Genomic DNA, 25,255 nt, shown 5'->3' on the forward strand with positions numbered 1-25,255 from the left:
TTGAAACAATTCTTTCAAGCGGGTTTAATCTCTCCTTAATATAGAGGCTCTTTCTTTGCAGCAGAATAAATAGGCAAAGATTGTGAGAAAGTTTATAGAAAAATTAGTGGAAGGAGGATTCTTGATCAGTGGAAGCGTCAGTAGCTTTACGATCTTGTTGATCATTGTCTTCTTATTTAAAGAGGCCGCAGGTCTTTTTAACAGCCCGGAGGTAGAGGAAGGATATATATTGGCTGTGAATCAGGAAAATCCAGTCGAACATTTGTCTCCCGAGCAAATCATGGATGTCTTCGATGCCAATATCACCAATTGGGAAGATTTAAACGGAGAAAATCAAGATATACTTGTCTTCCGTTTCTCGGACCTAACCAACTATTATACGGAAGAAGAGCTAGGTGAAGAATTTCAATATGTTCCCGAGAAAATCAATGAACTTATCCATAAAGAGCCGGGGATTATCGCATTCTTTCCGGAACAATACAAGTCGGAGAACTTTACGGGAAAAATCATATCGGGAGCCACGATCAAACCTTCGGAGTTCTTTGGAGGGACGAAATGGTATCCTACCTCCGCTCCCGCTCCGATCTTTGGCTTGATCCCTCTATTACTAGGCACACTTTTAGTAAGTATAGGCGCGATCGCCTTATCCCTCCCCTTCGGAGTAGCGGTAGCGATCTATATGGCAGAGATTGCCAATACAAAAACCCGTAATTTGCTAAAGCCTATTATCGAGTTATTGGCAGGTATTCCCTCAGTCGTTTATGGTTTCTTCGGATTGGTGGTGATCGTTCCCCTTATCCAAAAGACCTTAGACCTTCCGGTAGGCGAGACCGCTTTCGCCGGAAGCGTGGTTTTAGCGATCATGGCGTTGCCGACCATCATCACGGTAGCGGAAGATGCCATGCGAACTACCCCACGAGCCATGAAAGAGGCCAGCTTGGCATTGGGAGCCACGCAATGGCAAACCATCTACAAAGTAATAATCCCCTACTCCATATCCGGTATCACGTCCGCTGTCGTATTAGGTATAGGACGTGCGATCGGTGAGACGATGGCCGTATTGATGGTAACCGGAAACGCCGCCGTTATCCCTACCTCGTTCTTCGAACCGGTACGGACAATTCCTGCCACGATAGCAGCGGAATTAGGTGAGGCTCCCGCAGGTGGAGCGCATTACCAAGCCTTGTTTATGCTGGGAGCCGTGTTGTTCCTCATCACCTTGGGGTTGAGCATCGCCGTAGAATATATTTCATCCAAACGTAAAATTTAATTAAAGATATGGCACCTATTCAACATTTAGGGAATATAGACAAGAGGAAACGGACCTCTCAACAGGTTGCTTTCGGTTTCTTTTCTTTCCTGAGTTATTTGGTCGTAGTGATCTTATTCGTAATACTGGGATTCATTATCTTAAAGGGAGCGAGCGTGATCAGTTGGGATTTCCTGACACAAGCACCCCAAGAGGGCATGACCTCCGGGGGGATTTTTCCGGCTATCGTAGGTACACTCTATTTAGTGATCGGAAGTAGCTTGATTAGTTTTCCCATCGGCATCATGAGTGGTATCTATATGAACGAGTACGCCACAAACGGGAAACTCATCCGTTTCATCCGTATCATGACGAATAACCTAAGCGGTGTCCCATCCGTTGTTTTCGGGTTATTTGGTATGTCTCTATTCGTAAGTACCTTGGGATGGGGAGACTCTATTATAGCGGGTTCGTTTACCTTGGCGCTGATGTCCTTGCCACTTATCATCCGCACGACGGAAGAGGCTTTGAAAAGTATCGATGATTCTTTCCGTCACGGTAGCCTAGCGTTAGGGGCTACGAAGTTGCAGACCATCCGCAGGGTCGTGCTACCGATGGCGTTCCCCAATATTATTACGGGATTGATTCTTTCGATCGGGCGTGTGTCCGGAGAGACCGCTCCTATCCTTTTTACGGTGGCCGCTTATTTCTTGCCGCAATTGCCGAAAAGTATTTTCGACCAATGTATGGCATTACCTTACCACTTATATGTTATCTCTACAAGCGGTACAGATATCGAGGCTTCCCGGGGGATGGCTTATGGCACGGCGCTCGTGCTGATCGTCATCGTATTATTAGTAAACCTTTTAGCGAACGCTTTACGTAGTTATTTCGCCAAGAAGGTAAAAATGAATTAAAAAAATAAGACAATTATGATAAAGATTGATGCTAAAAACGTAGACTTTTATTATGGGGATTTCCATGCATTGAAGAACATTTCCATGGAGATAGAGCCGAATACGTCCACCGCTTTCATAGGACCGTCCGGTTGCGGAAAGTCTACTTTCCTCCGCCTGTTCAACCGCATGAATGATTTGATTCCGGACACTCGCATGGAAGGTCAGATCCTGATTGATGGAAGGGATATTTATACGAAAAGCGAGAGAGTGGATCGCTTACGTAAAAACGTGGGGATGGTTTTCCAGAAACCGAATCCTTTTCCTAAGACGATTTATGAGAATGTCGCTTATGGCCTGCGGGTAAACGGTGTCAACGATGAGAATTATATTGAGGAGACGGTGGTCAAGACTTTAAAGCAGGTCGTCCTTTGGGACGAGGTAAAGGATAAACTGAAAGAATCGGCATTCGCTCTTTCCGGCGGACAGCAACAACGTTTATGTATCGCCCGTGCCTTGGCGATCTCGCCCTCCATCCTATTAATGGATGAGCCGACTTCCGCATTGGACCCGATTTCAACCAGCAAGATCGAGGATTTGATACATGAGCTGAAAAATGATTATACGATCGTAATCGTTACCCATAATATGCAACAAGCGGCTCGTGTTAGCGACAAGACCGGATATTTCTATTTAGGGGAATTGATTGAATATGATAATACCCGGAAGATTTTCACCAATCCGGAGAAAGAGTCTACACAGAATTACATTACCGGACGGTTTGGGTAATTGAAAATTAAAAATTGAAAATTAGAAGAGTATGAAGGTTATAGAGCAGGAGATTCATTCTTTAAAAAATAGTATCAGCGAGATGTGGGCATTGGTTCACCAGCAATTATACAACGCAGGGGAGGCTATGCTTACCGGAGATAAGGAACTCGCTTATAAGGTAATCAGCCGGGAACGCCGGGTAAACGCTTTCGAGCTAAAGATCGACAGTGATTGCGAGGATATCATCGCTTTATATGCGCCGGTAGCGATCGACCTACGTTTCGTATTGGCGATGTATAAGATTAATACAAACCTAGAGCGTCTGGGAGATTTCGCCGAAAGCATCGCCCGTTTCGCCGGAAACCTTCCCGAGGGGGAACCGATTGACCCGCAACTGGTCAAGGAAACCCGGGTAGAAGAAATGCTGTCGGAGTTATTAAGCATGATCTCACTCACCAAAGAGGCTTTTGAGAAAGAAAGCTCAGAGATCGCTTCCCGTATCTTCTTGAAGGATAATTTGATCGATGAGATCAATCATAATTCTACCGCTATTATCGCCAAATATATAGAGGAGCATAAAGGTAGTGCGTTGGCAGGGTTATATATGGCCGGTGTTATCCGGAAAATGGAACGTTTCGGAGATCATTGTACGAATATAGCGGAAGAGCTCATTTTCTATCTGGACGCTAAAGTCATGAAGCATATGGGCAAAACCGAGCAATAATTCGTATCTTCGCGGCCACTTTAACAATCAACATCAGTAAATGAAACGACTCACAGTGGCTTGGCTGTCGGCCTTCTTATTGAGCGGTTCCGCGTTAACGTCTTACGCTCAGACAAATTCTCCTATCCCGGAGCGGGATTCTTCTTCGGTATCTCTTTTTGAATACGCGACTAAGATTCCGAAACGCAACAAGGTTTTCAATCTGGACTTGGAGATGCACGCAGGATTCAACGCAGACTTTTTCTCGGGGAAGCTGGATGAAGCCGCCTTTCGTTTCAGGGATGTCAAAATTGATGTTACCGGAGAGGTGAACGATCGGTTATTCTATTGGTATCGCCAAACGCTGAATGGCGGTTATGAGGGACAAGCCTTGGAGAATTTGAATGAGTCGATCGAATATGCGTATATCGGCTATAAACTGAATGAGCGTTTTACCTTAACCGCCGGAAAACAAGATGTGTTCTACGGTGGTTTTGAGTACGACGAGAATCCTTTGCTTATTTATGAGTATAGCGATATGAATGAATACTCCCTTTGCTACCTTACGGGAATCGGGCTGGGGTATCAGCCGAATGAGTCGCAAGAGATCCGCTTACAGGTGACGAACAGTCGTATGGGATCGATGGAAGATGAGTATGGACGTCTGCCGGAAGGATTTAAGAAACCGAGAGTTCCCTTGTTTTACACATTGAACTGGAACGGTAACTTTCTGGATGAGTTGATTCATTTACGGTACTCCGTATCCGCTGCGGAACAAGCCCAAGGGAAATATATGTATAGCGTCTTTACCGGTCAAAGTATAGAGGCCGGACCGGTCTATGCTTATTTCGATGTCATGTATTCACGAGGAAAATTAGACCCATTAGGATTATTGACCGAATTGACCCAGCCCGAAGTCTCCGGAGAGGAGGAACCGGAACCACCGGTTCGTATGCAAAACATCGATTATCTTTCGCTGGTGGGGGAAATACAGTATCGTTTCCATCCCAAATGGCAACTATTCGCGAAAGGAATGTATGAAAGCGCATCGATCTATAAAGCCTACGATGCTTACGAGAAAGGTAAATACCGTACGGCATGGGGGTATCAAGGAGGGCTTGAGTTCTATCCGATGGCCGATGATAATCTACATATCTTCTTGACCGCCATAGGTAAAAAATATAACCTATCCGAACGAGCGAAGGCGCTCGATGCCTCTCTGGACGACACCGCACGCCTTTCGATCGGTTTCATTTATAGATTACCACTATATTGAATAATGTGCCAATGTGGGTAATGTGCCAATATGCCAATTAAATGGATATATTCGCAGGGCACATTGGCATATTGGCATATTATTCACATTATTAATATCAATTCGTCTCCTTGTTGCAAATCCACCGTTAGCATTCCATCGATTACGGGTAAAGATACTGGTTTCTGATTTTTCTTGAGACTTAGGTTCGCTGAATTTGCCGGAAGCTTGATCCGGAAAATACCCGGAACGATCGCTTTCAATCGAGCTTCCGTCAGCAGACCTTCCGTCCATTTAGCCGACACCTCTCCGCCATTCCGGACTTTCAAACCGCTAAAGCTTCCGTTTTTCCAAGCGGAAGGCAAAGCCGGCAAAAACTCGATCAATCCGGTTTGACTCTGTATCAGCATCTCCGCGATACCCGCCGTGCCTCCAAAATTACCATCGATTTGGAAAGGAGGATGGGCACAAAACAAATTAGGATAAGAACCTCCTCCCTTCACCTCCTTCGTATGCTCATCTACGCAAGGACGTAACAAATCACCCAACAATTTATAAGCATGATCGCCATCCTGTAAACGAGCCCAGAAATTAATCTTCCAAGCCATCGACCAGCCCGTGCTTTGATCACCACGGACCTCCAAGGATTTACGAGCCGCCTCAGCCAACTCTGGCGTATGCTCTATCGATATCTCATTCCCGGGATAAAGCCCATATAAATGAGAGACATGACGATGGGTAGGCTCTACCTCCTCATACGGCTCGAGCCATTCCATAATACGGCCGTCTTTACCGATCGTCGTTGGCATCAAGCGATCTCGTTTCGCCGCCAACTCAGCAGCGAACGCGCTATCCACGCCTAAAATCCCGGCGGCCTCAATGGTATTCGTAAATAATTCCCGCACGATCTGATTATCCATTGTCGATCCGGCACAAATACTCACGACACTTCCGTTTGGCATTTTATAAGCGTTCTCCGGAGAGGTCGTAGGTGCCGTCACCAGATATTTAGTCCGGGGATCTTGCACCAACATATCCACAAAGAATAGGGCAGCCCCTTTCATCGTCGGATAAACATCCCTCAAATACGCCTTATCTAATGTATACTGATAATGCGTATACAAATGCTCGCATAGCCATGCGGCGGATGTATTCGTCGCTCCCCACGATGGATGTTCGCCCGGGGCGGTAAACTCCCAAACATTACCTAAAATATGGGTAACCCATCCCCGTGCGTTATAAAAAGCCTTGGCCGTGCGTTCGCCGCTAGGGACTTGCAGTTTCGTCCATTCGATCAGCGGAAGGTGCAACTCGGAGAGGTTCGTGACCTCCGCAGGCCAATGATTCATCTGTAAATTAATATTTAGGTGATAATCCCCGTTCCAAGGCGTATGAATCGTATTACACCACAAGCCTTGCAAATTCGGGGGCAGTAATCCCTGCCGGGTCGAGGAAATCAATAAATATCGACCGAACTGGAAATATAAAGCCGCCAATCCCGGATCGTTCTTATCTTGAGCGAAAGCGGCCAAACGCTCATTGATCGGAAGATGATCCCTTTCGCCTCTTCCCAAATCCAGAGAAACCCGATCGAACAGGGAGCGATAAGCAAGTGTATGTTCCCGGCGCAAGGTGGAGAAATCCTTAGATTCCGCTTGCGATAAGTATTTTTCCAAGGATTGTCCGGCGCCGTCTTTATCGAAATAATCCGTACCTAAACTTACCAAGATAATCGCTTCCGAGGCACTTCGCACCGACAGACAGCTATCTGTCGTAGCCAAATCTCCTCCCTTCGGCAAGACGATACGGACACGAGAGGCGAAACGCATCCCTTTCATCTCCAACGTATCCACCCCGTCCGGCAGTTGTCCCCGCATCAGCAAGTCCTTTCCGTCCAAAGAGATCGTCGCATGTTCCGGACGATTCATACCCAATGAGAAATTCAAAGCCCGATCCGTATCCGCTACCAAATGAATCACTCCCAGATCACCGGAAAAAGAGGTAAACATTTCCCGTTGATAATTCACATTCCCCCTTTTAAAAGAGACGGAAGCGATAGCCTCGCTTAGGTTCAACCGCCTGCGATACTCAGCGATAGAATCCGATTCATTCGGATACGTATATTTCAGCACTAGATTTCCGAATAATTGGTAACTCCCATACGGAGCGTTCGCACCGTCACCCAGATTACTTCCGGTCCCTTTGCAGACGAAAGTTTTATACATCAAATCCTGTGCCTCGTCATTCCGTCCCTCAAATAAAAGGCGACGAATATTCGCCAAAGAATAATACGCATAAGGATTGTCCGTATCTTGCTTACTTCCGGACCACAGGGAGATCTCATTCAGGACAACATTCTCCCGCTCAATACCACCATCCGGCATCATACCGATACGGCCGTTTCCCAAAGGCAAAGTTTCTTCCCATATCTGCGCTGGTTGATCAAAATAATATGAGACCTCCTTCCCGGTCTGCATATCCGGCAAATTACAACCGAAAAGGAACGATAACAAAATCAAATAAAGTCCTTTCATATTCATACGATTATTCCTTGTTATTGTTTTTCCATCAAAAGCCGAAGAGGCGATCCACTGCAACCCGGGTTACAGTATCACCCTAAAAGCTTTGCATATCACATAGTCGTTTATAATAGCCATCCAAAGCCAACAACTCCTCGTGTTTGCCCCGTTCTACGATCTCACCCTCATGCATCACACAGATCTCATCTGCGTTACGGATCGTAGAGAGACGGTGGGCGATCACTACGGTCGTACGGTTCTTCATCAAGTTCTCCAACGCTTCTTGTACCAAACGTTCGGATTCCGTATCCAAGGCGGATGTGGCCTCATCCAAGATCAAGATCGGGGGATTCTTCAAGATCGCACGGGCGATACTGATTCGCTGGCGTTGTCCACCAGACAGTTTTCCACCTCGGTCACCTATATTGGTATCGTAACCTTTCTCACTCGCTATGATAAAATCGTGAGCGTTAGCGATGCGGGCGGCTTCCTCCACCTGTTCCATCGTAGCTCCTTCCACTCCAAAAGCGATATTGTTGAAGAAGGTATCGTTAAACAAGATAGCCTCTTGATTGACATTTCCCATCAATCCCCTAAGATCGAAAAGGGTGGCCTCACGGATATCCGTATCATCAATACGAATATTCCCTTTATTCACATCATAAAAGCGAGGCAATAGATCCACCAAGGTACTTTTGCCCGAACCGGATTGACCGACCAAAGCCACGGTTGTTCCTTTCCGGATATCCAGATTGATTCCTTTCAAGACCCAAGCTTCCTGATATTTAAACCAGACATCTTTATAACTGATTTTCTCTTTCAAGGCGATCTTCTTCGGATGTTCCGGATCATGGATATCCGTCTCCGCCTTCAAGATCTTATCGACACGTTCCATGGAGGCCAGACCTTTCTGGATCGCATAAACCGACTTACTTAGATCTTTCGCAGGATTGATAATGCTATAGAAAATAACCAGATAATAAATAAACGTAGGAGCGTCGATCGGGCTATTCGCACTCAAGATCAGCGTACCTCCATACCAAAGTACGATAGCGATCGTAACGGTTCCCAAAAACTCGCTCATCGGGTGCGCCATTTGTTGGCGGCGATAGATACGGTTTGTCAACCGACGGAAAGTATCATTGCTTCGCTCGAAACGGTCTTGTATCTTCTTCTCGGCGTTAAAAGCCTTGATAATACGAAGTCCGCCTAATGTCTCCTCGATCTGGCTCATCAGAAATCCCCATTGTTGCTGTCCTTCCAAGGACTTCCGTTTCAACTTCTTACCGACTTGTCCCATTACGTAACCCGCCAACGGCAACAGGATCAAGACGAATACGGTAAGTTGCCAACTGATAGCGATCATACCCACCAGATAGATCACGATCAGGATCGGGTTCTTGAATAACATGTCCAATGAACTCATGATGGATGTCTCAATCTCGTTCACGTCTCCGGATACACGGGCGATAATATCCCCTTTTCGCTCCTCGGAGAAAAAGCTCAACGGCAACTGCGTAATCTTCTTGTTAATCTGATTACGGATATCACGAACGACTCCGGTTCGAATCGGGATCATCGTATAAAAAGCCAGATACATGGTCGCCACTTTCAAGAAAGTCGCCACGATCAGGAAGATTCCCAACATAATCAAGGCGAACGAACCGCCGTGTACCTCTATCAGATCGGATACATACCAAAAAAAGTTATTTTTGATCAACTCCGGCAAGGCTTTCCACGACTCCCAGCTTCCCGCGTTAAAATTCCAATCCATAAAGGTGTAATTCCCCTCATCCATCTTAAACAAGATCTGAAGGATCGGGATAATCAAGGCGAAAGAAAACAGGTTCAAGATAGCGGAAAGTACATTGAACACGATGTTCAGAACCATATACTTTTTGTAAGGGGGAACGAAACGCTTTAAAATACGTATGAAATCTCTCATAAATTGATCTGTTACATTGAAGTGGCAAAGATACAAAAAGTACAGCTATATCAACCCCTATTATATAAAGAGAAAAGACAAATACCGGACGGTAAGCAACTATTTTGCGTATATTCGCATCTATATATAGTGCAAACAAATAAAAACGATCAGATCATGGAAAACATCAACTTGCAACTATTAAGAAAGATCAACTGTCTATTAACCGGATTATTGGCCATCATAGGATTCTCTTGCGGTGAGAATGGAGAGATACCTTGCGAATATGGTAGTCCCCATGCCAATTTCCAAATAAAAGGGAAAGTAACAGACATGAAAGGAGAGCCAATCCCCGACCTACAAGTCCGCATCAACCCGAGCGGAGAGTCTCATCCGCAGGGATGGTTACATACCGATACCCTCCAGACAGATACAAACGGAGATTTCATTTTTAGCAAAACCGATTTCCCTTTCATGGAATATCGATTAATTATAGAGGATATCGATTGGGATAAGAATAAGGCGATATATGCTTCCGATACGATAACGGTCACCTTCGACAGCAATGATTTTTCCGGAGGAGAAGGCTGGTCTCTTGGAAGCGCTTCCAAGGAAATCCAAATCCAACTAAAAGAATACATCGATACACACACGGAACCTTATACCTTATATACCTTCTACGGGAGAGTAACCGATCAAGATGGTTGGCCTGTTCCGGGCGTAACAATCTATACCTCTCCGGCCTATACGCCTAATATAGATGAAGATATCACCAGTTTTCCTGCCGTCACAGATGAGACCGGGCGCTATCAGTTTACCTATGATCAAGCTCCGGCAACTGAACATACCCTTTACGCACGCCTATCACCATCCTTTTCTGATCCTCAATATCCTTGGAAAACTGATTCTATTGTTGTAAATTTCGGCGAAATTGAATTAATAGACGGGGAAGGGATGCTGATTGGGAGAGGATCGAAAGAGGTTAACTTTCAGCTTGTACATTCCAGCCCACAAAAATAACACATATGGACAAACGCCCAAACATCAAAAAACGTATCGCCCTAGAGCTTTTTCGAAGTATCAAGAAAAACAGGGCTAAATTACATGAATTGCGTACACTCTTTTGGGAGTGTACGCTTCGTTGTAATGTATCCTGCCGTCATTGCGGGAGCGATTGCCATGTCTCGGCCTCTGTCCCGGATATGCCTGTCGAAGACTTCCTGAAAGTCATAGACAATATCACGCCTTACGTCGAGCCGAACAAAGTGCTCGTCATCTTTACCGGAGGCGAGGCGCTGGTTCGTAAGGATATCGAGAAATGCGGGTTGGAACTGTATCGCAGGGGATATCCTTGGGGGATCGTCTCCAATGGTTATCTGATGACCCGGGAACGGCTCGACTCGCTCTTGGCTTCCGGATTGCACTCGGCGACTATCAGCCTAGATGGTTTCGAGGAAGCGCATAACTGGCTTCGCCGTAATCCTAAAAGTTTCGAGAAGGCACTGAATGCCATCTGTATGTTGGCCGAGGAAAAGGAGATCATCTGGGATGTGGTGACTTGCGTAAACCAACGCAACTTCAAGGATTTGATGCTCTTCAAGGATTTTTTGATCGAGATGGGCGTAAAACGGTGGCGTATCTTTACGATCTTCCCAGTTGGACGTGCTGCGACTGAGACGGATTTGCAACTGACGAACGAACAGTTCACATGGGTCATGAACTTCATCCGCTTCAGCCGGAAAGAGGGTAAGATACACGTTAGCTACGGCTGTGAGGGCTTCCTCGGGAATTATGAGGCAGAGGTGAGAGACTCGATTTTCCAATGCAACGCCGGTATCAATACAGCCTCTGTCCTCGCTGATGGCGCTATCTCCGGTTGTCCCAGTATACGGGCGAACTTCCACCAAGGGAACATCTATAAAGACGATTTCATTGATATCTGGAATAATGAGTTTAAACCGTATCGTAACCGCCAGTGGGCTAAAAAAGGGGAATGCGCGGATTGTAAGATGTTCCGTTATTGCGAAGGCAACGGGATGCACTTATACGATGATGAGGGGAATCTGCTCGTATGCCACTATAAAAGGCTAGTTGACAGTTGACAACTGTCAACTAATTCCTATCTTTGCCCTAGTTAATATTCTAAAATAAGCAATCGTATGAAAAACACTTTCATCCTTTGTGCCTTTCTGGCACTAAGTTCTTTTACCGTAGCCCAGCAATCCGAGAAATACCCGCTAGGCGACTATACGGAATTGACCGACACGAAACCGCATGACAGCGACGAGATCTGGGACAAGTTATCGGCCCCAACCCAATTAAGCTGGGGTACGACCGATATACGATATCCGAAACTCAGTATTCCCGATGTCAAGAAAAGCAATCGCTGGCAGACGAAAGCATGGAAAGGGGAACGGGTAAACGCGCAAGCCGTGTTATGGACCAAGGTGGGACTCGAGGATGCCTCTATCACCGTGAGCGACTTGAAGAGCGGTTCTTCCATCATCCCATCCTCCGCAATCACGACGAACTTTGTCCGTTACGTCATGACCGATGAGTTGAATAAAGACCGTAAAGGCGGTTGCGGCCACCGAGAGAATAAGGCGGAATGGGATTCCTCCGTCGTAGCCGATGTATTGGATATCGTAAAGATCCGTGATATCAAGGCACGCACCACCCAGCCGATCTGGATGAATATCTGGGTACCTCAATCCGCGAAAGCCGGTAAATATAAAGGGACATTGACCGTCACGGGAAAAAATACCTCCCCCATGGAATTACAAATAGAAGTGGACGTATTGAACCGCACACTTCCCGCCCCGAAGGACTGGGCTTTCCATCTGGACTTATGGCAGAACCCGTATTCCGTGGCCCGTTACTACCAAGTTCCTCTTTGGAGCAAAGAACATTTCGACGCTATGCGCCCGATCATGAAAATGCTGGCGAACGCCGGACAGCGCGCTATCACCACCAGTATCATGCATAAACCTTGGGCCGGACAAACCGAGGATCATTTCGACAGCATGATCACCCGGATCAAGAAGATAGACGGCACTTGGGCATATGATTACGCCGTCTTCGACAAATGGGTGGAATTCATGATGAACGAGATCGGTATCAATGATATGATCAGTTGCTACACCATGATCCCTTGGGCTTTATCTTTCGATTATTACGACGAGGCGACAAATCGTGTACAATTCCTCAACACTAAACCGGGTGACGCCGCTTACGCAGACTATTGGGGTACTTTCCTAAAAGATTTCTCCCGCCACCTTCGCGAGAAAGGCTGGTTCGAGAAAACCGCTATCTCTATGGACGAGCGTCCGATGGAAGCGATGCGTGAGGCGATCAAGGTTATCAAGCAAGCCGATCCGGAGTTCAAGATCACGCTGGCCGGAAATTATCATCCGGAAATTCAATCGGACTTATACTATTTAAGTATTCCCTATGGACATAAATTCCCAGAAGACGTAAAGGCTGCCCGTGATAAAGCGGGACAGATCAGTACCGTTTATACCTGTTGCGCAGAAGCGTTCCCGAATACCTTTACCTTCTCCGATCCGGCGGAAGCGGCGTGGACGGTCTTGCACGCCGTAGCCGGTGGTTACGACGGTTATCTACGTTGGGCAGTTAATAGCTGGACCGCCGATCCTCTGCGTGACTCGCGTTTCCGCACTTGGGCGGCAGGCGATACATACAGTATTTATCCCGGTCCACGCAGTAGCATTCGCTTCGAACGTTTGGTCGAGGGTATACAAGATTGCGAGAAGATCCGCATCCTCCGGGAAGAGCTGACAACGAAAGGAGCTAAAGGCAAACTCGAGAAGTTGAACAAGACGGTTGCCAAGATCACTCCGGAAGGTTTATCCGAGACACAAGAATCCGCTACGCAGATGGTTAATGAGATTCATAAACTTCTGAATACATTATAAATAGTACAGGACGCAGACTACGCAGAGCACGCAGTCTGCGTCCCCTAAATATATCATCAAGCCCCTACAATGTTTGATATTCATCAAAAAACGAAATCCTTACCTCCGATACCTTTCTTTTTCTTTGTCCGCCTCGATTCCTTCGCCTATTTTTGGGGCACTGAAAAACACAAAAACCATTCTATATGAACAAACTATTAATGGGCACATGCCTTACGATGGCCATGCAAGTAGGGCACTCCCAAACCTTGCCGCAATTGGGTAAAGATCCTATCGAGAAAATCGTAGCCGCCATGACTGCCGAAGAGAAAGTATCCCTGTTAGTCGGAACCGGAATGCCCGGGTTCGGCGGCCAATCAGCCGTAGTCGGCAGCACGCAAAATATAGTGCCGGGAGCCGCCGGAACGACCTTCCCGATCGAACGTCTGGGAATCCCCGCTATCGTAGTGGCCGACGGTCCCGCCGGATTACGTATCTCCCCGACTCGCGAGGGGAACGAGGCGACCTATTATTGCACGGCATTCCCGGTCGCTACCTTGCTAGCCTCCACATGGAACACCGCATTGGTCAAAAACGTAGGCAACGCCATGGGCGACGAGGTGAAAGAATACGGTTGCGACGTACTCTTGGCCCCTGCGCTGAATATCCACCGAAGCCCTCTCTGCGGACGTAACTTCGAGTATTATTCCGAAGATCCCTACTTGACGGGCCGGATAGCGACAGCGATGGTAAACGGTATCCAAAGCAATGGCGTGGGAACCTCCATCAAGCATTTTGCCGTCAATAATCAAGAGACCAACCGGACGGGAACGGATGCCCGCCTCACCCCTCGTGCCTTGCGGGAGATTTACCTAAGAGGTTTCGAGATGGTCGTAAAAGAGGCAAGCCCGTGGACGGTCATGTCTTCCTACAATAAGATAAATGGTGAGTATGCCTCCGAAAGCCGTGATTTATTAACGACCATCCTCCGTGACGAATGGGGTTTTAGCGGCCTTGTCATGACCGACTGGTTTGGCGGCAAGAACGCCCCCGCCCAGATCCACGCCGGAAACGATCTGCTGATGCCCGGACGGCCGGACCAGAAAGAGGCCCTCCTAAAAGCGCTTGAGGACGGTTCTCTCTCTATCGAAGACGTGGATACGGACGTAACCCGTGTATTACGACTGATCCTTCAATCCCCCCGCTTTGCCCAATACGCCTATTCCGACAAACCGGACCTGAAAGCTCACGCCGAGGTAACCCGTGCGTCCGCTTCCGAAGGTATGGTTTTATTAAAGAATACGAATAATGCCTTGCCGCTGGCCCCGGGTATCAAGAAGATAGCGGCTTACGGTACCACCTCGTACGATTTTATCGCCGGAGGCACCGGCAGCGGCGACGTGAACGAGGCTTATACCGTATCCCTCGTGGAAGGTCTGGAAAACGCCGGTTATACCATGGACGCCGAAGTGAAAGCCTTATACGAGAAATACAGTACCGAGGAAAAGGCGAAACAGCCGAAAGACACGAGCCCCGCCGCCGCTTTCTTCAACCACCCTCGTATCCCGGAGTTCGTACCGGATGCCGCAGGGCTGGCCGCTAAGGCGAAAGAGGCGGATATCGCCTTCGTTACGATAGGCCGTAGCTCGGGAGAGTTCCAAGACCGGAAGATCGAGGGAGATTTCAACCTGACGGAGAATGAGCGAGCGTTGATCCAATCGGTTTCCGACGCTTTCCATAAGGAAGGGAAGAAGGTGGTCGTAATCTTGAATATCGGGGGCGTGATCGAGACCGCCAGCTGGAAATCGGAACCGGACGCCATCCTATTGGCTTGGCAAGCCGGGCAGGAAGGGGGTAACACGGTAGCCGATATCCTGTCCGGAAAGGTGAATCCTTCCGGTAAGCTCCCGATGACTTTCCCCGTGAGCATCGCCGACGTAGCCTCCACGAAGAATTTCCCGGACGCTTCGGGTATCGACCTGAAAGAAATGTTAGCCGGTTTCATGGGAGGAGGCCCGGAGCATACGGATCGTAAGAATATTGACTATACCAACTACGAGGAGGGTATCTACGTGGGCTACCGTTACTTCGATACGTTCGGCGTGCCCGTCTCCTATCCGTTTGGCTACGGACAGTCGTATACAACTTTCAATTATTCGAGCTTGAAAGTGTTCATGGGCGATACGGACTACAGCATCAGTTGCACGATCACGAACAATGGCCCGGTAGCCGGGAAGGAAGTGGTCCAGCTATATATCTCCGCCCCCGGCAAGAGCATGGATAAGCCGGCGAAAGAGTTGAGAGGTTTCGTCAAGACCCAACTCCTCCAGCCGGGGGAGAGCCGTGAGATCATCTTCAAGGTGAAAGATACGGATCTGGCCTCCTTCGACGAGAGCGCCAGTCATTGGGTCGTAGAGTCCGGTAAATATGAGGCGCAGATTGGCTCCTCCGCCGACGACATCCGCCTAAGGGATTCCTTCAACGTGAAGGGGCGGGTAACGGAGAAGGTTCATGCGGTACTGTTGCCCGGCGAGAGGATCGATCTTCTGAAAAGATAAGCCCGGAGGTATCTACCTAGTTATCGGGAGGGCGGGGTATCAACCTCGCCCTCTACTTATTTAATCACCCGATTGTTCCGGCTTCCTGAAAGTAAGATAAGTCTCCACACGCCCCTCCAGCTTCGCCTCCATGATCCCTTGCTCCGACACGAAGAGATATTTGTCCTTCTTCTCCTCCTCGGTCCACGTATCGGGAGTGTAGGGAGCGATCATCCGGTCGCCGGCCGTCCTCATGAAATAGACGGCGGGCAGAAGGCCGTTCAGTTGGATCTGGTTCGGGTCGATATAGCGTTCCTCGTATTGTCGCGAGAAACGCAAGCTCACCCTCTCCAGCCGGAAGCGGTCGAGATTATTCATAAACAGGTAATCCGTGCCTTCATCTCCCGGCAGGGAGGTGTAGATCATAGATGAGACTTTCACGGCACCGGCCGGTGTCGTGTACAAATAATAGAAATATACAGTCCATGTATTCTTGGAGCGGGTTTGAAGGGTATGTGTCTCCTGCAAGGAATGCAAGGCCCAAAATCCCGGGGGCGTGCATCTCACCCTTTGTACGAATTTATCCTTCGCGATTTCCACTCTTCCCCGGATCTCCAGAAAGTCCTTATAGGCCACTGCCTCTATTTCCTCGTTTGTCATTGATGGCGTAAACATGATTATTTTTAATTTTTAAGGTAAAGAGACATAAAGGTACGATTATAAATGGGGATTCCAAGGGTTTCAAGGAAATGTGGATGAAAGAAAGACAAAAAAGAGAGGCGAACTCGTACCCTTATCTTTTTTATTCCATATATTCGTGATGAAAATTCCCTAAGACCCATTTAAAAGAGAAAAAGTTATGACTGAAGATATAGATTTAATACGCGTCACTGGCGTGGAATATGTAAAGGGCTATACCATGCGATTGGAATTTAGCAACGGTAAGGTGAAATTAGTGAACTTCCTCCCTTTACTGAAAGGGAAACTTTTCGAGCCATAGAAAGACCTCCGGAATTTCGTCCAGTTCGGGCTCACTCACTGGGCGCTCGAATGGTACAATGGGGCAGATTTCGCTCCGGATTACTTGTACAGGAATGGGGTGGAGGCGTAACAGGAACAAACACAAACGAGACTCTTATGGATTTCTTCAGCAAATATCGCCCCGGCATCATCGCCTTATGCGAGAAGCATATTGATTTATGGATAACTTCACGAAAAAGCATCTGAAAGACAGCTTGTCGGTGGATATCCTCTGGAGCATCGTCATCGATCATCTTCCTTCATTGAAAGAGGAGGTAACGTTTTTGAAGAAAAGCGCTTGAAGGTTCGCAAGGATGGCGAAAAAAGACATCTTTTTCGCCATCTTCCGATTATGATTATAAAATTATTATATTAATCTACATTCCATGTAGCTTCGGGTATACCACCAAAAACATCATCTATGAGATCATCACTCCAACCATTATAACCATTGTATTTTTCACAACTTGTACCATAATTATCCCACGATGTATCAATCCCTTCGTAAAATGTTCTCCTATTTGCCCTATAAGAATATGGAGAAAACTTATCAGACTTATACAATACAGGTACATACTTACAAACGAGAGGATACGACTCTATCTCTATTTGGTTACCATGTACTAGAAAAGAAGAAACATTCACATCACCATCCAAAATAACACTTGCTATGTGTTTATCTTCATCTTGATTTACATCCTTTACTTTTGCTTGGTTAAACTGATTTGATTCAATATCATAAGAAGCATACCATATAGGTTCCTCTAATACTGAAAAACCAGAATCATAATAGAAAAAATCATTATTTAACCTTAATTCTGGATCATATTTGCATGGAGACCCTATTACCGGCCTACTCTCAGGCGATGACCATTTCATATAACAAACCCTTTGTTGGGCAACCAAGTATCTCACATCAAAGAGAGTTCCCTTATGAGTTTTGCACTGAAAACCTGTACATACCGCATAATCAGCATCCACACATTGGCTGACATGCAATCCCTCATTTAATACTTCACATATAAGTTCATCATCCGAACTATATAACTTTTCTATAACCTCATCAAACCTCATAGCATTCTAGAATATCTTTCCTTCCGTGTCCCCTCCAGTAGGCGGTTAACAAATAAAAGAAGCGTGAGAACCATCGCTTATCACTGCATTGAGGCTCTGGACTGCCCACCCAACAATAATAAGACAATAGTCCCACGCTTTATGATTGCATATAATTCACCTTTAGGATAAGTATATAACAAGCACAAGCGCAGGAGCTACTTTCTCATTATCTTGTTGGGTTGAAATTGTCCAGATTTCAATGCAAGATAATATCGAAACGCTTCTACGTTATTTTTCCAATACGTCGCGAAGATCGTGTTTTTTTAAAACATTCGCAAAACAATCAGATTCTTAATGTCTCTTAGCCCTAAGAAATACCCTCGAAGGGTGAAAAATGACTTCTTAGGGCTAAAAGATAGTTTTTCAACCGTGAAAAGTGATTTCCTTGGCATAGGAAGGGCCTTTCAAGGCCGCGAAACCATTTCTTAGGCCTAAAAAGCCTATTTTCACCCTTGAAAAGCCATTTCTTAGGCCTAAGATGATTATTCGCGCCATTCAATCCCCATTTTTTAGGCCTAAGAAGCCCTTATTCAGTAAATATCCCTAACTTAGAGAAGTTTTTAAACTCTAAATCAAATTTACCATGAGTACTTACACAAAAATCAAGACACTTCCGCTCTCTCTTTTCAACAACGCCGAGTACCTCTCCTTCATGAACCACGTCCTCGACCTAGCCAACGGGAATAGCGGTGACGGCGATTCCGAGTCCCCCGACGAGATCTCCCTGCTGACCGACAGCGACGGCATCCCCGAGCTGGGCCTCACCAAAGAATTCCTCGATACCTACGAGGCAGACCTCCTCGCCATGGCCGACGTGGTGGACGAGAGCCGTACCTCGCAGGAGACCGAGCAAATGACCTTGCACGATACCAATCGCGACAACCTCGCCATCTATATCATCACCCGCATCTCACGGGCCGGTACCCTCCCGCTGGAGGCCGAGCGTGATGCGGGCAAGTACCTATACAAGGTCATCAAGCCTTATAACGGCATCGCCCGCCTCCCCATGGCGCAGGAGACCGCCAAGATAAAGGGCCTCTTGCTGGATTTGCGCAAGGACGAGAACAAGCCGTACGTCACCACGCTCGGCCTCGACGCTTACCTCGCCGAGCTGGAGAAAGAGAATAACGCCTACGACCGCCTGTCGCAGCAACGCGTCCAAAACCGGACCATCTCCAAAAAGGAAAGCGGCGCCAACCTGCGCAAGCGGATCGACGTGTATTATGACGATCTCACCCTGCTGGCTCAGTCCTATGGCGTAGCGAAGCCGTCCGAGAAAGCGACCGCCTTCATCGCCGCCCTCAACCAGCTGATCGCCGAGACCACCGCCGCCTACAACCAGCGCATGGCCGCCTCCAAGAAACCGGCGCCCGCTCCCGAGCCTACACCCGAGCCTACGCCCGGCGGAGACTCCGAGAGCCCGGACGAGATCTAACCGTCACGTCCCTCCCCCCGACGCGGAAGCGGGAAATAAAAAGAGAAGGAAAACAATTCCCCTTCTCTTTTTATTCCGTATATTTGCGAAGGAAATTCCTAAAACAGAGCGATATGGAGACAACGACATCATTAAAGACATTCGAGGTAACCATCCCCGAGAAATACGCCGACATCTTGAAGAAATTCATCACTTCGCTGGAAGGCAAGGTGAAGGCACAGAAGAAATCCGGATTGGACGAGGCCTTGGAGGACGTGAAGTCAGGAAGGATTTATCATGCGGAAAGCACAAAGGATTTGATGAAACAAATCCTAGATTGTGGGAATGCCATATCCAAGGAGATTGGCTGCTGATATGGAGCCAAGACGACACGGAGCTAATCTTGCTTTTCACCGATACCGGAACGCATTCAGACCTATTCTAAGATAAATGGCCGCCTCCCCCATAAGGAAAGACGGCCATTCGCTTTATTCTATCTTTATCCTTCTCGTACGCTTGATACGGTTCATGCTGGAAGCGGCATGGATAATGTCCAGCACCTCTATCCGGCAATCAGTGATCCGATAAACGATCAAATGAGAATCCAAGATAATGTTTCGGTACATCCGGCTTTTGGTTTCTCAGGAACTCCACCTTCCATTCCTCAAACTCACGATTCGCTATATCCAACGGCGTAAACGGCCCTTTCTCTATCTCATGGATATGCTCCAAAAACTCCTCTTGGGTAAATTGAGCGGGACGGTTCGGGTTCCATTTATCCGAACCGGAAAAACGTGCGGGACAACGGTTTCTCCCTGCTTTGGAAAAGATGTCTTTCACTTTCGTCATAGTTATTTTGTTTTTAATTCGATAATGCCCCAAATATACACAATTAATCCAAATACACAGCATAAAAAACGCCTGACCTCCACGAAGGATGGCCAAGCGTCTCTCATATATGTAACTATGTATTTACTTTTCCCGGATAAATATATTAATCGGCGTACCGGTAAAATCCCAGTTCTCGCGTATCTTGTTCTCAAGGAAACGTTTGTACGGGTCCTTGATCCATTGCGGCAAGTTACAGAAGAACACGAAAGAAGGCACGCTGCCCGCCGGGAGCTGGGTGATATATTTGATCTTGATATACTTACCCTTCCATGCTGGGGGAGGATAATTCTCGATGATCGGAAGCATCACCTCGTTCAGCTTGGCCGTAGGGACACGCTTGGAGCGATTCTCGTAAACCTCCTTGGCGGTCTCCAGCACCTTCAGGATACGTTGTTTCGTCAGAGCGGAGATAAACAAGATCGGGAAGTCGGTAAACGGAGCCAGACGCTCGCGGATAGCGGTCGTGTACGAGTCGATCACCTTCTGGCTCTTATCTTCGATCAAGTCCCACTTATTCACACAAACCACCAATCCCTTCTTATTCTTCTGCACCAGCGAGAAGATATTCATATCCTGGCTCTCGATACCCCTCGTAGCGTCCAACATCAGCACGCAGACATCCGAGTTCTCGATGGCGCGGATCGAACGGATCACCGAGTAATACTCCAAGTCCTCATTCACCTTCCCCTTCTTACGGATACCCGCCGTATCCACCAAATAGAAGTTCAAGCCGAATTTATTATATTTCGTGTAGATGGAATCACGGGTCGTGCCTGCGATATCGGTAACGATATGACGATCCTCGCCAATAAAAGCATTGATAAGAGAAGATTTTCCCGCGTTCGGGCGTCCTATAATCGCGATACGGGGCAACTCCTCCTCCAGTATCTCCACCTTCTCCTCGGGCAACGTCGCCACGATCTTATCCAGCAAATCCCCGGTATAAGAACCATTGATGGCCGAGATGCAGAAAGGATCTCCCAAGCCAAACGAGTAAAACTCCGCCGAGGCCGGATGCAGATCATAATTATCCGCCTTGTTCGCCACCACGATCACCGGCCGCTTGCAACGACGCAAGATCTGCGCCACCTCCATGTCCAGATCCGTGATGCCATTCAATACATCGACGACGAACAAGATCACGTCCGCCTCCTCGATAGCCACTTTTACCTGCTTGTTGATCTCCTCCTCGAAAACATCCTCCGAGTTAACCACCCATCCGCCTGTGTCAATCAGCGAAAACTCCTTGCCGGTCCACTCCACCTTGCCGTACTGACGGTCGCGGGTAGTACCAGCCTCCTCGTTCACGATCGCCTGACGGGTACCCGTCAACCGGTTGAAAAGGGTTGACTTACCTACATTGGGTCTCCCCACTATCGCTACTATATTTCCCATAAATTCTCCTTTCGTATGCTATTATTAGTCCAGCTGATAACCGAAGTTCTTCAATATGTTGTCACGGTTACGCCAGTCTTTTTCCACTTTGACAAACATTTCCAAAAACACCTTCTTTCCGAAGAAACGTTCGATATCCTTCCGGGCCATAGCACCTACTTTCTTCAATGCTTGCCCTTGATGCCCGATGATGATCCCCTTCTGGGTATCACGCTCCACGATGATCAGCGCCTTGATATGGATCAGCTCATCATCTTCCTTGAACAACTCGACGACCACTTCTACCGCATAAGGTATTTCCTTCTGATAATATAACAAGATTTTCTCACGAATGATCTCTGTCACGAAGAAACGGGCCGGTTTATCGGTCAAGGCGTCTTTCTCGAAATAAGGCGGGGAATCAGGCATCAACTCCTCCACCCGACGCTTCACGTAATCTATATTGAAATTCGAAAGCGCGGAGATCGGGATGATCTCGGCCTTCGGAAGCAATTCCTTCCACTGGGCCACGAGCTTCTCCAGCTCCGGCTGATTGGTCTGGTCGATCTTATTGATCAACAAGAGAACCGGACACTCTATGCTCTGTACCCGTGCTAGGAACTCGTTATTTTTATCAATCGTCTCGACGACATCCGTCACGTACAACAGCACGTCGGCGTCGCCTAAGGCGGATTGAGAGAAATTAAGCATGGATTCCTGCAACTTATAATTCGGCCGCAAGACTCCCGGCGTGTCAGAATACACGATTTGCATATCGTCGGTATTCACGATACCCATAATACGATGCCTTGTCGTTTGCGCCTTCGAGGTGATAATAGAGATCCGCTCCCCGACCAAACGATTCATCAACGTAGACTTACCTACGTTTGGGTTTCCAACGATATTGACAAAACCCGATTTATGCTTTTTTTCCATCATACCCCCATTTCAGATAAACCGCTCCCCACGTAAAGCCCGCTCCAAAAGCGGCAAGGATCAGGTTATCTCCTTTTTTCAATTGATTCTCCCATTCCCATAGACAAATAGGAATCGTACCGGCGCTTGTGTTGCCATATTTCTGGATATTGATCATCACCTTATCCATATCTACGCCCAAGCGTTTCGCCGTAGCGTCGATAATCCGCAGGTTCGCTTGATGAGGAACGATCCACGCGATATCATCATGCGTCAAGCCATTCTTCTCCGCGATCTCAGCGGCCACGTCCGCCATATAAGAAACCGCGTACTTGAACACCACACGTCCATCTTGATAAACGAAATGCTCACGGTTGTCCACCGTCTCGTGAGAAGGAGGATAAGCCGAGCCGCCCGATTTCATGATCAGATGCGGATAGCCTACGCCGTCTGTCCGTAAAATTGTATCCAAGATACCAAACTCCTCGGTAGTTGGCTCCAACAAGACCGCTCCGCAAGCATCCCCGAACAAAGGACAAGTAGAACGATCTTGATAATCTGTAATAGATGTCATCTTATCACCCGATACGACAACCACCTTCTTATAACGCCCCGAGCGAATATAATTAGCGCCCGTCTCCAAAGCATACAAGAAGCCTGCGCACGCACCTTGCATATCAAAAGTCATCGCGTTCTTACAACCTGTATGATAAGCGATAATAGAAGAAGTTGTCGGGAAATGATGATCCGGGGTAGTCGTAGCTGTCAAGATAACCTCTACTTCTTCCGGATTCAGGTTCGTTTTCTCGAGCAATTGCTTCACGGCCCGTATACCCATGTAAGAGAGTCCTACGCCCTCCCCTTTCAATATCCTGCGCTCCTTAATACCCACACGAGTCATGATCCACTCATCCGTCGTATCGACCATTCTGGAAATATCCTCATTCGTCAATACATCTTCAGGAACGTATCCACCCACTCCTGTGATAACCGCATTTATCTTATCCATAACTTTAAAAATAAAAGGACTACTTATCCCAATTAAAAAAAAGCCCTAAAAAAACTTTTAGGGCTATTTCTTTTGTTCATCAAACCATATAAGTTGACAAACTTACACAGCAGCTTCTTTTTCAATCGCTAATTTACCTCTGTAATAACCGCACTCACCACATACAGTGTGATAGATGTGCCATGCGCCACAGTTCGGGCAAATTGCCATTGTTGGAGCTACAGCCTTGTCATGAGTTCTTCTCTTGGCTGTTCTTGTCTTACCTTGTCTTCTTTTAGGATGTGCCATTGTTTTATTTATTTAATTGTTATCATTCTCTAGCAAACCTTTCAGAGCATCCCAACGAGGATCGGCAGGACTAGCGTTTCCGTCATCTTCCAACGCCAAATCATCACCTCCCATGTCATCCTCAAAATCGTCTTCGGTCTCATCCGAACTTCTGGCGGTATGTTTCTTCAATTTAGACGACATTGCCTTATTACATTTACCCGGCGCATGTACATGCTTCATGGGAACCGCCAAAGCGATAAACTCATACAGGAACCACGCCAAATTAATAGCGCCCTCCTCTTCCGGTATCACGACAACCTCATCACTCTCCTCGGCATATTCCTTGCCGAATTTTACCGCCAGACGATTGTGGGTATCAATAGGAATTTCCATATCGTCCAAGCATCTATCGCATGGAACAACAACAACCCCTTCTATCTGAAAGTTCATCTCAAACATCATTGACGACCGTTTTACGGTAAGATGAACCTTCACTTTGCCCTTCTGGACCTCGGTTCCGTCAATGTCCACAAAAAACTTGTTCTCCAAAAGATACTCGAATTCGTGTACTCCCGGAGAGAGATTTTTCAAATCTACATTATATAATTTAAATTTCCCCAAAGCCTTTTAGTGTAAAAACCTTGCAAAGGTACGAAAAAACTAAATACAAAAACAATACCTTTATGCTTATTTTTTCCTATAATACGATTTAACCCTTATATTTCTTCAATTTTATACGAAAAGTCGTCCCTTTCCCTAGCTCCGAACTCTTCACGAAAATCTTTCCTCCTTGGAAGGACTCGATAATGCGCTTTACCAAGGACAAGCCTAATCCCCAGCCACGTTTCTTGGTCGTATACCCCGGATTGAAAACCGTCTTGAATTTTGATTTCGGGATACCTTTTCCGGTATCAGCCAAATCGATCAGCACGACCTTCTCTCTTTCCTCTACTTTTAGCGAAATCTCACCCTGCCCCTCCATGGCGTCCACCGCATTTTTCGTCAGGTTCTCGATTACCCAAGCGAACAGGGAATCATTCATTAAGACCAATATCGGCCGCTCCGGTAAATACGTATTGATTTTCACCTTCGAGGAAATACGGGTCTCCATGTATCCCAAAGCCGCACGGATGGATTCCACGATATTTGTCGGAACCGGATCTGGATCTGAACCGATTTTAGAGAAACGCTCCGCTATCGTTTGTAAGCGTTTCACATCCTTATCCATCTCTGTCAATAGAGAAGGATCTATATCTTTCGTTCGCAAATATTCAACCCAAGCGATTAGCGAGGATATAGGCGTTCCTAATTGGTGAGCCGTCTCTTTCGATAACCCCACCCACACTTTATTCTGTTCTGCCTTCTTTGTACTAGCCAAGGCTAAAAAAGCGATTAATATAAAAACAAATACAACTGATAATTGCGCATAGGGATAAACAAGCAGTCGCTTTAAGATAATCGAATCATCGTAATATAAA

23 protein-coding genes and 2 pseudogenes (1 of these 25 cut by a window edge) are annotated in these 25,255 nt (G+C 47.0%); 14 read left to right on the top strand and 11 right to left on the bottom strand.

Features of this window, described 5'->3' with window-relative positions:
• Positions 1-82 precede the first annotated feature (82 nt).
• From pstC to CI960_RS18345, 5 genes are read left to right on the top strand one after another with little or no spacing between them, the layout of a single operon-like run.
• The gene (gene pstC, locus CI960_RS18325) at positions 83-1,270 is read left to right on the top strand and encodes a phosphate ABC transporter permease subunit PstC (RefSeq protein WP_005853879.1); all 1,188 of its coding nucleotides are present in this window, start codon (positions 83-85) and stop codon (positions 1,268-1,270) included.
• Positions 1,271-1,278: 8 nt separating this feature from the next.
• On the top strand, positions 1,279-2,166 hold the full coding sequence (gene pstA / locus CI960_RS18330; protein WP_005853877.1) for a phosphate ABC transporter permease PstA: 888 nt from the start codon (positions 1,279-1,281) through the stop codon (positions 2,164-2,166).
• Positions 2,167-2,181: 15 nt separating this feature from the next.
• A complete protein-coding gene (gene pstB / locus CI960_RS18335) occupies positions 2,182-2,934 on the top strand; it encodes a phosphate ABC transporter ATP-binding protein PstB (RefSeq protein WP_005853875.1) in 753 nt (250 codons plus the stop codon).
• Between the two features lie 31 nt (positions 2,935-2,965).
• Positions 2,966-3,640 carry a phosphate signaling complex protein PhoU gene (gene phoU / locus CI960_RS18340; RefSeq protein ID WP_005853873.1) on the top strand — a complete coding sequence of 225 codons (675 nt, stop codon included), beginning with the start codon at positions 2,966-2,968 and terminating at the stop codon, positions 3,638-3,640.
• Between the two features lie 40 nt (positions 3,641-3,680).
• Positions 3,681-4,895 (top strand): OprO/OprP family phosphate-selective porin, encoded by a 1,215-nt coding sequence (locus CI960_RS18345; RefSeq protein WP_005853871.1) that lies wholly within the window; start codon positions 3,681-3,683, stop codon positions 4,893-4,895.
• A gap of 83 nt (positions 4,896-4,978) precedes the next feature.
• On the opposite strand, the gene CI960_RS18350 is transcribed toward CI960_RS18345, so the two are convergent.
• Positions 4,979-7,408 (bottom strand): glycoside hydrolase N-terminal domain-containing protein, encoded by a 2,430-nt coding sequence (locus CI960_RS18350; RefSeq protein WP_005853869.1) that lies wholly within the window; start codon positions 7,406-7,408, stop codon positions 4,979-4,981.
• Between the two features lie 82 nt (positions 7,409-7,490).
• Positions 7,491-9,338, bottom strand: a complete 1,848-nt coding sequence (locus tag CI960_RS18355) for an ABC transporter ATP-binding protein (RefSeq protein WP_005853867.1) — start codon at positions 9,336-9,338, stop codon at positions 7,491-7,493.
• A 156-nt stretch (positions 9,339-9,494) separates the two neighbouring features.
• On the opposite strand from CI960_RS18355, the gene CI960_RS18360 reads away from it, so the two are divergent.
• From CI960_RS18360 to CI960_RS18375, 4 genes are all read left to right on the top strand, one after another.
• Positions 9,495-10,337, top strand: a complete 843-nt coding sequence (locus tag CI960_RS18360) for a radical SAM-associated putative lipoprotein (protein ID WP_005853865.1) — start codon at positions 9,495-9,497, stop codon at positions 10,335-10,337.
• A 5-nt stretch (positions 10,338-10,342) separates the two neighbouring features.
• Complete coding sequence (locus CI960_RS18365) at positions 10,343-11,419, top strand: TIGR04133 family radical SAM/SPASM protein (protein WP_005853862.1); 1,077 nt, start codon at positions 10,343-10,345, stop codon at positions 11,417-11,419.
• A 57-nt stretch (positions 11,420-11,476) separates the two neighbouring features.
• On the top strand, positions 11,477-13,252 hold the full coding sequence (locus tag CI960_RS18370; RefSeq protein WP_005853860.1) for a glycoside hydrolase domain-containing protein: 1,776 nt from the start codon (positions 11,477-11,479) through the stop codon (positions 13,250-13,252).
• 185 nt (positions 13,253-13,437) lie between these two features.
• Positions 13,438-15,789: a glycoside hydrolase family 3 N-terminal domain-containing protein gene (locus CI960_RS18375; RefSeq protein WP_005853858.1), complete on the top strand. Its 2,352-nt coding sequence runs from the start codon at positions 13,438-13,440 to the stop codon at positions 15,787-15,789.
• Positions 15,790-15,849: 60 nt separating this feature from the next.
• Here CI960_RS18375 and CI960_RS18380 read toward each other — a convergent pair whose 3' ends face one another.
• Positions 15,850-16,443 carry a hypothetical protein gene (locus CI960_RS18380; protein WP_005853856.1) on the bottom strand — a complete coding sequence of 198 codons (594 nt, stop codon included), beginning with the start codon at positions 16,441-16,443 and terminating at the stop codon, positions 15,850-15,852.
• Positions 16,444-16,627: 184 nt separating this feature from the next.
• Between CI960_RS18380 and CI960_RS23745 the strand changes: the two genes are divergently transcribed.
• A complete protein-coding gene (locus CI960_RS23745; RefSeq protein ID WP_005853854.1) occupies positions 16,628-16,768 on the top strand; it encodes a DUF2442 domain-containing protein in 141 nt (46 codons plus the stop codon).
• Positions 16,769-16,988: 220 nt separating this feature from the next.
• Positions 16,989-17,090, top strand: a pseudogene (locus CI960_RS23800) (antitoxin); the annotation flags it as partial.
• A 70-nt stretch (positions 17,091-17,160) separates the two neighbouring features.
• On the opposite strand, the gene CI960_RS18395 reads toward CI960_RS23800, so the two are convergent.
• Positions 17,161-17,862 carry a hypothetical protein gene (locus CI960_RS18395; RefSeq protein ID WP_005853850.1) on the bottom strand — a complete coding sequence of 234 codons (702 nt, stop codon included), beginning with the start codon at positions 17,860-17,862 and terminating at the stop codon, positions 17,161-17,163.
• A gap of 625 nt (positions 17,863-18,487) precedes the next feature.
• Between CI960_RS18395 and CI960_RS18400 the strand changes: the two genes are divergently transcribed.
• The 3 genes and pseudogenes from CI960_RS18400 to CI960_RS18410 all read left to right on the top strand — a co-directional run.
• Complete coding sequence (locus CI960_RS18400; protein WP_005853846.1) at positions 18,488-19,339, top strand: DUF6261 family protein; 852 nt, start codon at positions 18,488-18,490, stop codon at positions 19,337-19,339.
• A gap of 113 nt (positions 19,340-19,452) precedes the next feature.
• Positions 19,453-19,692 (top strand): hypothetical protein, encoded by a 240-nt coding sequence (locus tag CI960_RS18405; RefSeq protein ID WP_005853844.1) that lies wholly within the window; start codon positions 19,453-19,455, stop codon positions 19,690-19,692.
• Positions 19,656-19,763: pseudogene (locus tag CI960_RS18410) on the top strand (type II toxin-antitoxin system mRNA interferase toxin, RelE/StbE family); the annotation flags it as partial. The gene CI960_RS18405 and the pseudogene CI960_RS18410, both read left to right, overlap by 37 nt.
• Before the next feature lie 128 nt (positions 19,764-19,891).
• Here the strand turns inward: CI960_RS18410 and CI960_RS18420 are convergent.
• The 7 genes from CI960_RS18420 to CI960_RS18450 form a co-directional block, all read right to left on the bottom strand.
• Positions 19,892-20,167 (bottom strand): hypothetical protein, encoded by a 276-nt coding sequence (locus tag CI960_RS18420; RefSeq protein ID WP_005853842.1) that lies wholly within the window; start codon positions 20,165-20,167, stop codon positions 19,892-19,894.
• 123 nt (positions 20,168-20,290) lie between these two features.
• Positions 20,291-21,604 (bottom strand): ribosome biogenesis GTPase Der, encoded by a 1,314-nt coding sequence (gene der, locus CI960_RS18425; RefSeq protein WP_005853839.1) that lies wholly within the window; start codon positions 21,602-21,604, stop codon positions 20,291-20,293.
• Between the two features lie 24 nt (positions 21,605-21,628).
• Positions 21,629-22,519 carry a GTPase Era gene (gene era, locus CI960_RS18430; protein WP_008773803.1) on the bottom strand — a complete coding sequence of 297 codons (891 nt, stop codon included), beginning with the start codon at positions 22,517-22,519 and terminating at the stop codon, positions 21,629-21,631.
• Entirely contained in the window at positions 22,503-23,507 is a 1,005-nt protein-coding gene (locus CI960_RS18435) for a beta-ketoacyl-ACP synthase III (RefSeq protein ID WP_005853835.1), read from the bottom strand. The genes era and CI960_RS18435 overlap by 17 nt, the downstream gene beginning before the upstream one ends.
• A gap of 102 nt (positions 23,508-23,609) precedes the next feature.
• Positions 23,610-23,795 (bottom strand): 50S ribosomal protein L32, encoded by a 186-nt coding sequence (rpmF, locus tag CI960_RS18440; RefSeq protein WP_005634607.1) that lies wholly within the window; start codon positions 23,793-23,795, stop codon positions 23,610-23,612.
• A gap of 12 nt (positions 23,796-23,807) precedes the next feature.
• Complete coding sequence (locus tag CI960_RS18445) at positions 23,808-24,398, bottom strand: DUF177 domain-containing protein (RefSeq protein ID WP_005853833.1); 591 nt, start codon at positions 24,396-24,398, stop codon at positions 23,808-23,810.
• An 88-nt stretch (positions 24,399-24,486) separates the two neighbouring features.
• Positions 24,487-25,255, bottom strand: the 3' portion of a protein-coding gene (locus CI960_RS18450; RefSeq protein ID WP_005853831.1) for a HAMP domain-containing sensor histidine kinase. 389 nt of this gene lie beyond the right edge of the window; only the last 769 of its 1,158 coding nucleotides appear in the window; its start codon lies beyond the right edge, outside the window; the stop codon is at positions 24,487-24,489.

It is taken from the genome of Parabacteroides sp. CT06 (assembly GCF_002257605.1).
GTDB classification, from domain to species: Bacteria; Bacteroidota; Bacteroidia; order Bacteroidales; family Tannerellaceae; genus Parabacteroides; species Parabacteroides distasonis.

Excerpts from the sequence above, each read along its gene's own strand:
- pstA (WP_005853877.1), top strand. The coding sequence starts at position 1,279 with ATGGCACCTATTCAACATTTAGGGAATATAGACAAGAGGAAACGGACC.
- pstB (WP_005853875.1), top strand. The coding sequence starts at position 2,182 with ATGATAAAGATTGATGCTAAAAACGTAGACTTTTATTATGGGGATTTC.
- phoU (WP_005853873.1), top strand. The coding sequence starts at position 2,966 with ATGAAGGTTATAGAGCAGGAGATTCATTCTTTAAAAAATAGTATCAGC.
- CI960_RS18345 (WP_005853871.1), top strand. The coding sequence starts at position 3,681 with ATGAAACGACTCACAGTGGCTTGGCTGTCGGCCTTCTTATTGAGCGGT.
- CI960_RS18350 (WP_005853869.1), bottom strand. The coding sequence starts at position 7,408 with ATGAAAGGACTTTATTTGATTTTGTTATCGTTCCTTTTCGGTTGTAAT.
- CI960_RS18355 (WP_005853867.1), bottom strand. The coding sequence starts at position 9,338 with ATGAGAGATTTCATACGTATTTTAAAGCGTTTCGTTCCCCCTTACAAA.
- CI960_RS18360 (WP_005853865.1), top strand. The coding sequence starts at position 9,495 with ATGGAAAACATCAACTTGCAACTATTAAGAAAGATCAACTGTCTATTA.
- CI960_RS18365 (WP_005853862.1), top strand. The coding sequence starts at position 10,343 with ATGGACAAACGCCCAAACATCAAAAAACGTATCGCCCTAGAGCTTTTT.
- CI960_RS18370 (WP_005853860.1), top strand. The coding sequence starts at position 11,477 with ATGAAAAACACTTTCATCCTTTGTGCCTTTCTGGCACTAAGTTCTTTT.
- CI960_RS18375 (WP_005853858.1), top strand. The coding sequence starts at position 13,438 with ATGAACAAACTATTAATGGGCACATGCCTTACGATGGCCATGCAAGTA.
- CI960_RS18380 (WP_005853856.1), bottom strand. The coding sequence starts at position 16,443 with ATGTTTACGCCATCAATGACAAACGAGGAAATAGAGGCAGTGGCCTAT.
- CI960_RS23745 (WP_005853854.1), top strand. The coding sequence starts at position 16,628 with ATGACTGAAGATATAGATTTAATACGCGTCACTGGCGTGGAATATGTA.
- CI960_RS18395 (WP_005853850.1), bottom strand. The coding sequence starts at position 17,862 with ATGAGGTTTGATGAGGTTATAGAAAAGTTATATAGTTCGGATGATGAA.
- CI960_RS18400 (WP_005853846.1), top strand. The coding sequence starts at position 18,488 with ATGAGTACTTACACAAAAATCAAGACACTTCCGCTCTCTCTTTTCAAC.
- CI960_RS18405 (WP_005853844.1), top strand. The coding sequence starts at position 19,453 with ATGGAGACAACGACATCATTAAAGACATTCGAGGTAACCATCCCCGAG.
- CI960_RS18420 (WP_005853842.1), bottom strand. The coding sequence starts at position 20,167 with ATGACGAAAGTGAAAGACATCTTTTCCAAAGCAGGGAGAAACCGTTGT.
- der (WP_005853839.1), bottom strand. The coding sequence starts at position 21,604 with ATGGGAAATATAGTAGCGATAGTGGGGAGACCCAATGTAGGTAAGTCA.
- era (WP_008773803.1), bottom strand. The coding sequence starts at position 22,519 with ATGGAAAAAAAGCATAAATCGGGTTTTGTCAATATCGTTGGAAACCCA.
- CI960_RS18435 (WP_005853835.1), bottom strand. The coding sequence starts at position 23,507 with ATGGATAAGATAAATGCGGTTATCACAGGAGTGGGTGGATACGTTCCT.
- rpmF (WP_005634607.1), bottom strand. The coding sequence starts at position 23,795 with ATGGCACATCCTAAAAGAAGACAAGGTAAGACAAGAACAGCCAAGAGA.